The 14,043-nt window shown below is 43.2% G+C and carries 10 protein-coding genes; all 10 read left to right on the top strand.

Annotated elements, in window-relative coordinates; genetic code table 11:
• The first annotated feature begins 528 nt into the window (after window positions 1-528).
• The 10 genes from ACJJIP_RS16280 to ACJJIP_RS16235 all read left to right on the top strand — a co-directional run bounded on the left by ACJJIP_RS16280 (window position 529) and on the right by ACJJIP_RS16235 (window position 14,042).
• Window positions 529-1,293, top strand: coding sequence for a substrate-binding periplasmic protein (locus ACJJIP_RS16280; RefSeq protein ID WP_020412097.1), 765 nt, complete (start codon window positions 529-531; stop codon window positions 1,291-1,293).
• 2,300 nt (window positions 1,294-3,593) lie between these two features.
• Window positions 3,594-4,385, top strand: a complete 792-nt coding sequence (locus ACJJIP_RS16275) for an ABC transporter permease (protein ID WP_020412098.1) — start codon at window positions 3,594-3,596, stop codon at window positions 4,383-4,385.
• The gene (locus ACJJIP_RS16270; protein ID WP_444945594.1) at window positions 4,382-5,089 is read left to right on the top strand and encodes an ABC transporter ATP-binding protein; all 708 of its coding nucleotides are present in this window, start codon (window positions 4,382-4,384) and stop codon (window positions 5,087-5,089) included. Before ACJJIP_RS16275 ends, ACJJIP_RS16270 begins: the two co-directional genes overlap by 4 nt.
• Before the next feature lie 129 nt (window positions 5,090-5,218).
• Window positions 5,219-6,337, top strand: a complete 1,119-nt coding sequence (locus ACJJIP_RS16265) for a KpsE/RkpR family capsule polysaccharide export protein (RefSeq protein ID WP_444945593.1) — start codon at window positions 5,219-5,221, stop codon at window positions 6,335-6,337.
• A 93-nt stretch (window positions 6,338-6,430) separates the two neighbouring features.
• Complete coding sequence (locus ACJJIP_RS16260) at window positions 6,431-8,065, top strand: polysaccharide biosynthesis/export family protein (protein WP_020412101.1); 1,635 nt, start codon at window positions 6,431-6,433, stop codon at window positions 8,063-8,065.
• 300 nt (window positions 8,066-8,365) lie between these two features.
• Window positions 8,366-9,304, top strand: coding sequence for a glucose-1-phosphate thymidylyltransferase RfbA (gene rfbA / locus ACJJIP_RS16255; RefSeq protein WP_444945592.1), 939 nt, complete (start codon window positions 8,366-8,368; stop codon window positions 9,302-9,304).
• A 126-nt stretch (window positions 9,305-9,430) separates the two neighbouring features.
• A complete protein-coding gene (gene rfbC, locus ACJJIP_RS16250) occupies window positions 9,431-9,979 on the top strand; it encodes a dTDP-4-dehydrorhamnose 3,5-epimerase (RefSeq protein WP_020412103.1) in 549 nt (182 codons plus the stop codon).
• 138 nt (window positions 9,980-10,117) lie between these two features.
• Window positions 10,118-11,005 carry a dTDP-4-dehydrorhamnose reductase gene (rfbD, locus tag ACJJIP_RS16245; RefSeq protein ID WP_444945591.1) on the top strand — a complete coding sequence of 296 codons (888 nt, stop codon included), beginning with the start codon at window positions 10,118-10,120 and terminating at the stop codon, window positions 11,003-11,005.
• A gap of 44 nt (window positions 11,006-11,049) precedes the next feature.
• Window positions 11,050-12,159: a dTDP-glucose 4,6-dehydratase gene (gene rfbB / locus ACJJIP_RS16240; protein ID WP_444945590.1), complete on the top strand. Its 1,110-nt coding sequence runs from the start codon at window positions 11,050-11,052 to the stop codon at window positions 12,157-12,159.
• Window positions 12,160-12,173: 14 nt separating this feature from the next.
• Window positions 12,174-14,042, top strand: coding sequence for a glycosyltransferase family 2 protein (locus ACJJIP_RS16235; protein WP_444945589.1), 1,869 nt, complete (start codon window positions 12,174-12,176; stop codon window positions 14,040-14,042).
• Window position 14,043 lies beyond the last annotated feature (1 nt).

The raw sequence follows: 14,043 nt of genomic DNA, 5'->3' as shown, positions 1-14,043 counted from the left end.
AAATATTCTAAATTCCGGTGACTAATATAAACCTTTTGGTGATGTGGAATGAAGCGGCTACGAATGTCAAGTTGGGGAGAATGTGCAAAATGAGCGGTGATTTACTTCAGTTTAGGTATATAGCTCCTATTGAATAAAAGTAACAGGAACTTTGATAAGGAAAAGATTGCATTAAAGATGGTTCAATTTAATGCCTCTTACTACGGGAAATTTCAAATATCCGTGAAGGATGGAAGAAGTAGGCAGCCCTCCTAAAGCTTTTAACTGCTGCTTATTTATTTGAAGGAGTAAATAATACCAAAGATGCTGGAAAGATTTTCATGCCAAAAGGGATTAATATTTAATTTTGTATTCCACGCAGGTTAATTATCTATAGAGGTCCACCAATCTATACGCGCCACTGACATCACATTCGACTCATGGGCGAATTTTGGCGCTAGTCCGTGTCCATTACCATATAAGGTATTATTTCATAGCCTAATCTACTATCTAACTTATTCTAATTTCGGTGTCATTCTGAGTATTGTTATGCAAAACAATGGATTAAAACAGCTAGTTTTGATTTCCTTTCTATTTGGTTATGCACTGTTCACTTCCGCGTCAGAGCTTAAAGTAGCGATTGAGGAGGATGCGCCACCATATGTGGGGAATAATGCGGAACGCGGACTCGAGGTAGATGTAATACTAAAGTCACTTCCAGGATATTCAATAACATTTTTACAGATGAGCTGGGGTGATATTCCAAAAGCAATTGGGAGGGGAATTGCAAACGCAGAAGCAAATGCGATCGAACATAGTGGCCCAGAGAAGTACTACTACTCAAAATACTATATCGGTTTTGTGAATTATGCGATTAGTCACAAAAATAAAGGTTATAAGATAGATAGTGTGAATGATCTTGTTGGGCATGATCTCATTGTTTGGCAGGGAGCCCATCTTACTCTCGGACCAGATTTTAAGCGCCTGTTCTCGCCTGGAGCGCCAGGCAGGAAAAACTATGTTGAGGCTGATAACTCAGAGGATCAAGTCTTAGACTTCTGGAGAAATCCAGATTCTATCATAATAGTTGATAAAAGTATTTTTATGAATTTCACTATTGTGGAGGGACACTCAATGGATGAAGTGGATATCCACAAGATTTTTTTGCCTGTTACTAAGTTCAAGATGGCATTTAAGAATGAAAAACCTAGAGATGATTTCAATAAGGGGTTAGACCGACTCTGTGCCAAAGGTGAATATGCTAAGTTGTTGAAGGAATATGGTATCCCAGAAAAAGCAAATATATGTGAATGAAGTGTATTTGTGGACTAGAATTTTAAATTATGAATGCATGAAAAAATAAGCTGTATGAATATATTTATAAATTATCTAGATAATAATTGGTTTTAAAATCATTACTCTCTAAGTAACCTATTCATATATTGCAATAAATATTCCTCGGCTAGTTCTCCCCAAGAATCGTCATGGTAAGAGATTTATAACTGATGATTCTATAGAAAATATAGGCAGGATTGTCGCTCTTGAAGATTAAGATAACTTAAAAACGAAGTCCTTGATGCTTGATCTTACATAATTAGATACTTCAGTAAACTAATCTTAAGAAAAACTGGCTCTCTTCGCCTTGCATAACGTCTAGCTAAATATCATTATGATCCGAGCTCTTGTGTGGTTGAGAATGCATATTACCTTATGAGTATCATGTTGAATGATTTATTCATGAGGATATGTATAAAATAAGAGCAATTATTGAGAAGTTAATTTTTATTTCTATGGATTCTTGAGTTGACTTTTAGTGAGAATAACCGCCTCAAGTTTTTTATGAATTTTGATATTTTTCCAAGCCTGTATTTCTTATAAAAATCATAGCTGAGCTTGGTTCCCAGTAGATTACGATAAACATGGGAACACTCTAGTCTGCTAAGCAGGTTATTTCATTAAAACGACTGGTCTAGAAAGCTTGACTCAATCTACTAAGACTAACTTCCGTAGAATGGATTGATGCTTATTGGTTAGAGTTTCAAGGCTTACCACAACAAATTGTCTGTAGTTTACAAAGTTTACTTTTTTGTGTGGCAAGCTGCCACCAGTTATCGAACGATAATCGATGCTATGTAGAATAATTGATATTATCCCAAACTGAAAAGAAACAACTGTCTAACAAGCGGATAATTTTTGATGTTAGTGTATACCCATTGATTTGAGCTTGCCCCGAAATACGTAGTCTTTTACCACACACTGAGAGAAAGGGACAGATATCGAAAATGCGTAGTTTTTCAACTAGATTATTCATTGAGCCATTAGGCTTGTAACTTTATAGATCTTGCTGGTGGTAGCTGCGGGCAGTTAAATACGACTAATCTACTAACAAACTTAGCCTGCTTAATAGCTGGTTTACGATGCTTTAAGCTGGGTGTGTATTATTTTGGTAACGTATAGTGACCTTGCAGTATCTATTAAAAGCTCATCGGCGATGATCTCGGTCGGCTGGTTGATTGATTGGGTGGACGAAGTGTTAGCCTAAATTTAGGTTGTTCAGTGACCGTTAACCACAAGGCAACCTTACTTGGATTGTTTTACTAAAAGCCTTTTTAAGGCGTGAATCTTGTTATCACCAACAGAGCGTTGCTGTGAAGCAAATTGAGCTGGTTTGGCTTTTATGAAAAGTCACTCCAATCGGGCACGGGCTTAATTAAGAGATGTCATTTTCACATGCTAGGCAAGCATACGCCTAAGTGCGGATCACAGTGTGAGAACCTTTGTTTATTGCGTGAGTATGGGAGCCTATACCTTTGCAAGGTATGGCGTTGGTCAAGTCAGCCCTGAAGTAAAATCTTATCACTGTAGTTTTGGCATATGGGTACTAACGTATGCAAAAGATTGAGTAGACTTATTGCTTTCTTTAGAATGCAATCGATTGCATCGTTGAGCGACACCCTCTGAGAGCACTACCTCAATCAGGAGCGCCTCTATCGTTGCATAAGATTTGTTCAATTTATAAGGTTTATTAGTACGCTCAATAAATGATCGAATCGTTGGGTCATATACCGTGAATTTAGGTTGGAGCGGAAATTGTAACTGGTAAATTACGAAGAGCTGCACACGTTACGTTGAGGGAATGTTTGAGATTTTGGGTGAAGGTTCTTGCTGGAAATTTGCCCAGAGTGGATGCTTATTCGCCTGCTTGCCATTCAAACCATTTGGTCCAAGATTAGCCATTGGCGACAGGAAGCGTGCGTGCATTGAGTGGATTGATCAAAGAGTGTACCTTTTCAGACTACTCAGTCTGATCTCACCAATTTAGTGTAGGAAAGTTCGTAATGGCGCGTAATTAATTCGTCAAGACGCTGATGGCGGGACTGCGATAGCATACCGCGCCTATTAAGGACGCAACTGGCGTTTTCAGGAAGATTCGCTATATAAAGTGTGTGACCCTAGTATTTTTCACGCTAATAACAACGATCACAGCAAAAAGGCGCGTGTAACAGTTGTAACAATGTGAAAAAAATCCCACCAAATGGAATTGAGTTAATTATCCCAGTTTGTTGCCCTGGTTGGCGTGGAACTGGTTCACATATATCAAAGAAAAAGCTGATATGGAATCCTCCGTTCAACGCACAGTGTGGCAGATCCAGCGTGATGTAATTCATGCGATGCTGGTTAGGGAGATGAAAACCCGTTTTGGTAAGTGGCGGCTGGGCTATGTGTGGGTGCTGCTCGAACCGTCTCTGCATATGATGGTGCTTGTAACAATTTTCAGCTTGGTTAGGGAAAACTTCTACCCTGGTATTCCCACTGCATTGTTCATGTTATCTGGAATTGCGCCTTTCCTTTGTTTCAGCCATTGCTTTGGGAAGGGGCTTACTGCTATTGAGCCGAATAGGGGGCTGTTTAACTATCGGCAACTGAGACCATTTGACGCAGTACTGACTCGCACGCTGTTGGAGTTTGCCATCTATTTAGTAGCCCTGACATGCTTACTTGGCTTGCTAGCGTGGTTCGGAGTGTCCACTCGTTTTAATAACTTCTTGTTGTTAGTAGTCGTAAACTTGCTATTTTTCTGCTTCTGCCTTGGGCTTAGTTTGGCTCTCTGTGTTGTTGGCCAAAGGTTTCCTGAAGCTGCGAAGATGTCCCCAATAATTGTACGATCGCTATATTTTTTGTCTGGGGTGTTTTTCTCACTGGAGCAAATTCCAGAAGAGTATCACCCTTACCTGGTATGGAACCCACTCCTACATGTTATTGAGCTTACTCGAGAGGGGTTATTTGTTCAGTATCAAGGAGCTTTTGGAAACCTTAACTACTTGATATTTATTTCCGTTTCTTTCCTCGCCTTTGGCTTGCTGACATATAGGGCTAACTGGCGTGACCTGGTGAGAAGCCAATGATCAAGTTGGAAAATCTAACAAAGTCTTATCGTACGCCAAATGGCCGTAAAGTACTGTTTCGCAATGTGAACTCGACTTTTCCAGAAGGAAAAAATATCGGTATTTTGGGCCGCAATGGTGCGGGTAAATCAACATTGTTACGCATCATGGGAGGTATTGACTATCCCGATTCAGGACGGGTGGTAACTGATCGGAGAATTTCCTGGCCCATGGGGCTTTCTGGCGGGTTCCAGGGAAGCCTAACTGGAAGGGATAATGTAGCTTTTGTTTGTGGAATACATGGCATTTGGGGTGAGGAACAGCGCAAGGTTATGGACCGGGTTCAGGACTTTGCTGAAATCGGCGATTATTTCGATGCCCCAGTAAAAAGTTATTCTTCTGGAATGCGCTCGCGCCTCGCATTTGGGCTCAGTATCGCCGTAGATTTTGATACTTACTTGGTTGATGAGGTGATGTCTGTCGGGGATGCGCACTTTAAGAGAAAGTGTGAAGAGATTATTGCCGAGAAGCGCAAAACTTCAACGTTCATTATTGTTGCCCATGCTATGCCATTGTTACGAAAAAATTGTGACGTTGGTATTTATCTTGATGCTGGACAGCTTACCGTATTCGATACGGTGGATGACGCTATTGAAAAATACCAGGATGAACAACCTAGACCCAAACCCAAAGCTGGCAACGCCAATAAGGCTCTTAAAGTATAAAAGTTGATTATGGAAGCTAGAGACTCGCTCAAAGCAGAGCAAAAAATGGACCTTGCCAAGTATAAAGCGAAAAGCACTCTACGGAACGCTTTTAAGAGCTTAAAGCAATGGGTGGGGGAAAATGCATCAGTGAAAGATAAAACAATTAAAGATCATCTCTATCGGTGGCGTGGTATCACCCTGTTTGTTGTCTTACCACTTATCATGGTCAGTGCTTACTATCTTTTCTGGGTTTCTGAGCGCTATTTAAGTAGCACCCAGCTAATTGTAAAAGATAGCGGTTCCAGTCAAGTGGCCTCACCAGCTCTGGGTTTCCTTATGCCAGGAGTCGGCACAGATAATCAGGATGCCTTCCTGGTGGTCAACTATATCCAGTCTCTGGATATGGCTCTGTATCTCGATGAAAAACTGAAGTTGGCTGAGTATTACCAGAGCGATCGCCATGACATTTTCTCCAGGCTGGCTCTAGATGCTACGCAAGAAGACTACCTGGAGTATTACCGGAGCCATATCAACGTAGGCCATGATGAGGCTACAGGTATCATCACAATAGATATGCAGGCCTATGACCCTACTTTTGCGCAGCTCTTGGTGGAGACAGTTACTCAAAAATCTGAAGACTTTGTCAATGCGGTGAGCAATCAGCTGGCAGACAAGCAAGTTGCCTTTGTGAAAACCGAAGTCGAACTGGCGCAAAGCAAGTTACGAAGTACTAAACAGGAGATTCTTGATTTCCAGAACAACAATAATGTGGTTAGCCCGGAGGAGTTAACCAAGGGGATAAGCAGCATTATTCAAGGCCTGGAAGCTCGCTTGGCAGAGCAGCGGGCGAATCTCACTGCAGCTAAAACCTACCTGAATACTGACTCCTCGCAAATTGTTTCCATGATGGCCGAAATTGGAGCACTGGAAAAGCAAATTGAAATGGAGAAGGTTCGCTTGGTCGGTATAGGTGAGGAAGAGGGCGACCAGAGGCTTAATAGCTTGGGAGCGCATTTTCAAAATCTGGAGTTAGACCTTCAATTTGCTACTGATGCCTACGCGGCTTCTTTGAAAGCACTGGAAACTGCCCGAATGGAGGCTTCAGGTAAGCTAAAACATTTAATGGTAGTGACTCAGCCTTCTCTTGCCGAGGAAGCCGAATACCCACACAAACTATATAACCTGACAACTCTCGCCATAATACTATTGATGCTATATGGGATAGTAAAAATGTTAGTCGCCAGCATTCGCGATCACAGAGTGTAACCTGGGCAGGGAAGGACCTGGCTCATAGATAGAACCGGCGAATATCGCCCTCTTATTAACTAAGTTAATTTTCATTTACAAAGAATGACGAAAATGATTAAAGGGAAAATAAGAAGCTTTGGTTTAGGAGTAGGGCTACTAGTTTCATTTGTCAGTATACAGTCTGTAGCTCTAGAGACTCAGCTAATAGATGAAGTGGCACCTACAGAAATACCGCGATCAGGTGTGCCAGTTTTTGGTGAATCCCTCTTTAAAGGAGCCTTCAAGGACCAGCCATTTAGCGGTTTTAATCCTGACTACCGGATCACTATAGGTGATCAAATCAATCTGCAGCTCTGGGGTGCTTATAGTTTTAGTGCCACCTTGCCAGTTGATCCCCAGGGCAATATTTTTGTGCCTGAAGTTGGGCCTGTTCATGTTGCAGGCGTTAAAAATGGCGTGCTGAATGATTTTGTCCTGCGGCATGTAAAGCGCGTCTTTAAAAATAATGTACAAGCGTACGCGAATTTAGAGGCTAGTCAGCCGGTAAAAGTGTTTGTTACCGGGTATGTTAACAGTCCCGGCCTATACAACGGCTTTAGTTCTGATTCTATTTTGTACTATCTGGATAGTGCCAGCGGTATTGATGCAGAAAGTGGTAGTTTTGTTGACATTAAAGTCATGCGCCAGGGAGAGGAGATACAAGGAGTAAATCTGTACAACTTCCTGGTGGACGGCATTATGCCAGCTCTCCAGCTTCGTAATGGTGATGTTGTTGTAGTGGGCGGGCGGCATGGATCGGTAACCGTGGAAGGTGCGGTACAGCAACCCGCTCAAATGGAATTCGTAGGGCCTTATACCCAGCTTGGGGAAATGCTACTTGTGACCAAGCCCGACCCACAAGCCAATTTTGCCCGAATTACTCAGGTCATTGGTGGAGTTCAGCAGGCTAATTACATGCCGTTAGCGGATGCTATGACAACGCGATTGTACCCTGGAGCACAAGTAGAGTTAGTACGAGATAACGATATTGAGTCTATTTCGATACGTGTATCGGGTGAGCTGGATGGTCCAGCTACCTATGTTCTTCCCTATGGAGCAACACTCAATGAATTGTTAGATCAGTTGAGTTTCCGAGGCAACGCTGATGTAGATTCTATTCAGCTTTACCGTAAAAGTGTTGCCGAGAGGCAGAGAGCAGCTTTAGATCGTTCGTTGGATGCCCTGCAAATGGAAGTATTAACGCGTCAGCCCAATACTGATCTGGAGAAGTCAGCGCAAAAAGACAATGCCATGATGATTCAAAATTTCATTGAGCAGGCACGCAAGGCTGAACCCAGAGGGCAGGTCGTGATTGCAAACAACCCAAACGCGGCGGAAATGCTTCTTGAGGATGGTGATGAACTGGTAGTGCCTCTAAAATCTTCAACGGTTTCAATAGTGGGAGAGGTTATATTTCCAACTTCTCTTGTGTATAGCAAAAAGCGTACTTTAGAGGACTATATCGAGCTGGCCGGTGGATTCGCTAATAATGCTAATCGCGATGAACTCGTTATTTTGCACCTCGATGGCACTATCAGTCGTATTGATGATAGGGACTTTGATAATCGCCTGGGAGATCGTTTGCGCCCCGGAGATGAAATCATGGTGATGCCAAAAATACAGTCTAGTGAATTACAAGTAACCAAAGATGTCACCGAGATACTTTATCGTATCGCAGTTGGCACAGCCGCAGTTCTCTCCTTCTAAATTGGTACGCGGTGCCCGTTATTTTTATTCATATTGGCCTCATTATTGCTGATTAATTGTCAGGAGCCGCGGAGTTTGGCTCCTGTCTTTTACGGTTATGAATATAGCTTTTGGCGAGTGTAGGCACGTGTAATACCGTTTTCATTAATTGTATGTAACTATGCACGTCAAAATTATTTAAATAAATTTTGACTGATAATCGCATTCTGTCCAATTAAACAAACCGGGCAAAAACCCCTGAATTTATCTCTGAGGGGCGTTCTCGGATCATTAAAGGATGTAAATTCAAGGGTGGGCGAAATGGTTGTGAAAGGATCTTCTGATAGAAAGGGGATAATCTTAGCTGGAGGTTCAGGTACTCGCCTGTATCCCCTGACCAAAGGTGTAAGTAAGCAGCTGATGGCTGTCTATGATAAACCGATGATTTACTATCCACTGACAACCCTGATGTTGGCAGGTATCAGAGACATCTTAATTATCACTACACCAGAGGAACAGTGCCTATACCAGCGCTTGCTTGAAGATGGTGCTCAATGGGGTATCAGTATTTCTTATGCAGTGCAGCCCTCACCGGATGGTCTCGCCCAGGCCTTCTTGATTGGGAGAGAGTATGTGGGTAATCATAAAAGTGCACTTGTTTTGGGTGATAATATTTTCTACGCACAGAATTTCAGCCAGATACTTCAACATGCCAATGCTAAAGAGGCTGGAGCCACAGTATTTGGGTACCGTGTTGCGGACCCTCGTGCCTATGGGGTAGTTGAGTTTGATAGCGAAGGCTGTGCCATAAGCCTGGAGGAAAAGCCCGAACATCCAAGGTCCAACCATGCTGTTACGGGTTTGTATTTTTATGACAACCAGGTTTGTGATATTGCCCGGGAAATTAAACCTAGTGCTCGTGGTGAACTGGAAATTACCGATATTAATAAGGTCTATCTGAATGAAGGGCAACTTGACGTAGAGCGACTTGGACGAGGAAGCGCCTGGCTGGATACTGGCACCCATGACAATCTGTTGGAAGCTGCACATTTTGTTCAGACTATTGAGCGGCGTCAGGGTCAAAAAATAGCTTGCCCGGAAGAAGTTGCCTATCGTAAAGGGTTTATAAGCGCTGAAGACTTGGAAAAGCAAGCCCATCCGCTAATGAAGAGTGGTTACGGCAAATACCTGATGCAAATACTGATTGAGAGTGGAGAGAGTTCAACTCTGAATGCACGACGATACGCACTAGGGACATAAAAAGAATTGCTTCGGGATAATTCGAGCCAGAAATTTTAGTCAGTAGGCTATTGCAATATTGCCGGTTGTTCATGATGGGCCGTCAGCCGGCGCCTTCCCCTCTTATTTTGTGATTACTAATGTTGTATGAAAATCATTGAAACAAAAATCCCTGATGTAAAAATTATCGAACCCAAAGTATTTGGGGACGAGCGTGGCTTCTTTTTTGAGTCTTTTCGAGATGATGTTTTTAATAGAGAGTGCGCTGAGAGAGTCTTTGTGCAGGACAATCATAGTAAATCTTCTCTGGGGATACTACGTGGCTTACATTATCAGACTGAGCAGACGCAGGGTAAATTAGTTAGGGTGACTCAAGGCGAGGTTTTTGATGTTGCCGTGGATCTACGCAAAGGTTCAACCACTTTTGGTCTGTGGGTTGGTGTTTATCTTTCTGCAGAGAATAGAAGACAGCTCTGGGTGCCCGAAGGTTTTGCGCACGGGTTTTATGTTACTAGCAAATCTGCCGAATTTGTCTATAAATGTACGGATTATTATGCACCAAAGTATGAGCAGTCGATTGTTTGGAATGACCCGGATTTGAACATAGAATGGCCGCTCGTCGGTGATGAGCAGCCACAGCTATCGCCGAAAGATCGGGATGGGAAATACTTTAAGGATGCTACCTATTTCGCCTGAAATTTAGGACTTATTTCCTTAAAAGAGTGTAATTACCCTTCTGGTTGTAATTCAGTCTCGTTGAATCGGAAACTTCTTTTTTTGAGCGGCAAACTGAGCTGCTTTTAGTGCATTGGTAAGCAGGCATAAGAGACACTTATGAAAATTCTAGTAACTGGGAAGAATGGGCAGCTGGCCACTGAGCTTCAGCAGCAGTGCCCCAATGAGTTTGAACTGGTGTCTCTGGCAAAAGAAGAACTGGATATTTCTGATAGAGCGGCTGTATTTTCGGCAGTCGAGCATTTTTGCCCTGACGTGATTATTAATGCAGCAGCCTACACTGCAGTAGATAAGGCTGAGCAAGAGAAAGAAAAAGCTTTCTCTATAAATACGCTTGGTGCAGAAAATCTGGCTCACGCCTGTAAAGAGTTTAATTTACGTTTTCTACATGTATCAACGGATTTTGTTTTCGATGGTAAAAAATCTTCCCCCTATTTAGTATCTGATACCGTAAATCCACTTGGCGTCTATGGAGCCAGTAAAGCTGAAGGCGAGTCCGCTGTTCAGAATATAGCTCCTGAAGCAATAATTTTAAGAACAGCCTGGGTCTATGCTGCCCATGGTAATAATTTTGTTAATACGATGTTGCGCCTGATGAGTGAGCGCGATGAGCTAGGAGTAGTGGCTGATCAGGTGGGAACACCGACGTGGACCGGATCCATTGCACAAGCTCTATTTTGCTTGGCCGAAAGTAAAGAGGCGTATGGTATTTATCATTGTACAGATCTCGGTGTGGCCAGCTGGTATGACTTTGCAGTAGCTATCTTTGAAGAGGGAAAGGCAAGTGGCCGGATTCCCCTTGATAAGGAATTGATCATTAAAGCTATTGCAACGAAGGATTACCCGACCCTTGCAAGAAGACCCGCTTACAGCGTGTTGGATAAGAGCCGTTTAGTTGATGAGCTAGGTATGGAGTTGAGGAACTGGCGTGATTCGTTGAGATTAGCCTTATCTCATAAAGCACTTCAGCGAAATGTTGAGCAATAACCCCCTTTTAATATTTAAGAACTAAAATTAATAGTGATCTTAAGATGAAAAACTTACTGGTAACTGGCGGCGCTGGTTTTATAGGTGCCAACTTTGTGCACTACTGGATAGAAAATTATCCGCAAGATACAGTTATCGTGTTAGATGCATTAACTTATGCAGGTAATCTCAAAAGTTTGAATTCGGTAAAGGATTGTCCAAATTTCCAGTTTTACCAGGGTGACATCTGTGACACTGATCTAGTAGAAACGCTTCTCAGAGAGCATCGTATAGATACATTGGTACACTTTGCGGCGGAAAGCCATGTAGATCGCTCTATCAGTGGTCCCGATGTATTTATTCAGACCAATGTCATAGGTACTCATAGCCTACTTAAAGCGGCAAAAAAAGTTTGGCTGGAAGAGGGGGTCAATCGCGAGATACACCGTTTCCATCATGTTTCAACTGATGAAGTATACGGAACTCTCGAAGCTGAAGATCCTGCATTTAGTGAGGCTACGCCTTACGCACCTAATAGTCCTTATTCAGCGAGTAAAGCCGCATCAGATCATCTGGTACGCGCCTACCACCACACTTACGGACTAAAGGTAACCACCAGTAATTGCTCAAACAATTATGGTCCCTACCATTTTCCGGAAAAGCTGATCCCGCTGCTGATCACCAATATCTTACAAGACAAGCCATTGCCAATTTATGGTGATGGCCAGCAAATTCGTGATTGGCTCTATGTTGAGGACCATGCTCGAGGTATCGATTTGGTAATCCGCAAAGGAGAGCTGGGCGAGTGTTACAACATCGGGGGAATTAACGAATGGACCAACATCAATATCGTAAAAATGATTTGTGAGTTGATGAATAGGGAGTTTGAAAATCAACCAATACTTGCCAACAGGTATCCGCAGGCAACTTCTGTAATAGCTGGCAAAGCCCAAGATCTTATTATTTTTGTGGACGACAGGGCTGCTCATGATCGGCGCTACGCTATAGACCCACGGAAATCCAATAGCCAGCTGGGCTATCAACCACAGGAGAGCTTTGAAACTGGCATCCGAAAAACGCTCCTTTGGTATTTAGAAAATGAGGATTGGTGGTCTTCAGTGATGGATGGCAGTTATCGACAGTGGATAGAACAGCAATACAGCACCGCTGAGTAAGGATGGATAAATCAATGGGTATTAAGATACGAAAACGTTTCAAGGCTGCTGGATCCGTGCAGGAAAAAATGTTCTCAGAGCAGGTGCAGGTATGGGTAGACGTATGTGGAGTTATCGGTAGACGACATCTGTTGATACAAGGTTGGGCGTTCCACCCCGAATATAAATCTCTGGATTTCCGGCTTGAATATATCGGCAGTGAAGAGGACAGCAGCTCTCAGGATGTAGGTGAGCTTAATTATTATACCCTGAGAACTACTCGATTAGATGTAAACAGACATTTCAAATTCGAAGGTGATAGCTGCTGGGGTTATAGCCTCCTAGTGGAATGGCCCTATGATGTCGCTGTGGAAAACACTTTCCTGCGTATGACTGTAAGTGCTGACAGCCAGTCTAAAGAGGTAGAGCTTAAGCCATTTGTAGAGTTAACCGGTGAAACCTTATTTGGTCACTGTATGACTTGGCGTACGGGAGAAAAGGCTGAATTGCTCAACTTGATGTTTGAGAGCATGGGTAATGGGGTCTTTGAAATTCCGGGATTAAAAAAACTAGAAGAAAACCAACTCAAATCTCTGGTTGACTGGCACTGGGATAGTATTCTGGCAGTGCCCGGCCACGGACTATTCCTTTCTGGCTGGCTACTTGATGGTCAGCGGGATCTGGCAAGTTTAGTGCTACGTACTACTGATGGCAGCTACAGTCTCAATTTGCTCGAGGAATCTGCACGTTTTGATCGTATTGATGTCTTAGAGGCCTTTCCCGGTAGAGCTGAGCCAAACTATAAGGCAGGCTTCTTCACTTGGGTGCCCATGCCACACCTGATAGAGCGAGCCAGTCTAGAGATGCTGTTTTTTACAAAAGAGGGCGGCTTGGGCGTAGTGCCAGTTCGGCAGTCTAACGTTCGTGAAGATATCACCCAGGCCAGCCAGCAGGTGCTGGTGAATTTCAATGTAGATGGCCGGGAATACCAGAGCAATATGCGTAAATATATTGGCCCGGCACTGTCTGCGCTTTGGTCCAATCGGCGCTATCTCCTGGAAGATCCCCAAGTGGAAATATTGCAGTTCGGGCAAGAGGTGAAAGAACCCAAGCGCAGTGTGATAGTACCGCTATATGGTCGCTATGACTTCTTGCTGCACCAGATAGCCCAATTTACTGAGGATACCGATTTTGCCGAGACGGAACTGATTTATGTTCTGGATGACCCCAGGCTCTATGATGCGTTTATACCTTTCTGTTATGACACGAGTATGTTGTTCCCTGTAAGCTTCAAGGTGATTTACGGCGGTCGTAATTTGGGTTATGCCGGTGCTAATAATCTCGGAGTACGCTATGCCAGCGCAGATAACTTAGTATTGCTTAATTCAGATATTATCCCTAGCTGCAGTGGTTGGATATCCAGAATCGAACAAAAAGTATCTTCGCTGAAGGATGTCGGTGTGGTTGCACCAAAGTTGGTTTTTGATGATGGCACAATCCAACATGTGGGAATGACTTTCTCCAATAGTGTCCAGTTTGGCAACTTATGGTTGAACGAACACCCAGGTAAGGGTAATCCGGAATGGTTGGTGGACATTAATTCTGTGATGGAATCACCAGCAGTTACCGGTGCGTGTATGTTTATTAGCAAAGCGTTATATGATTCTGCGGATGGTCTGGATGAGACTTATGTACTCGGGGATTTTGAAGATTCTGATCTCTGCTTGAAATTACGCGAAGCAGGCTACCGTCACTATGTTCTTGCCGATGAAAAGCTCTACCACCTGGAGCGGATGTCACAAAATTTGTTCGAAAATAGAGACTGGAAATTTAAAATCACCCTTTATAACGCCTGGCAACATACCGAGCGCTGGGGAAGCCTGATTGAACAGCTGGTTCGTTAAG

This window comes from Microbulbifer variabilis (assembly GCF_052467165.1).
The sequence above is the reverse complement of the archived record's forward strand: the minus strand, read 5'-3'. Positions and strand labels throughout refer to the sequence as shown.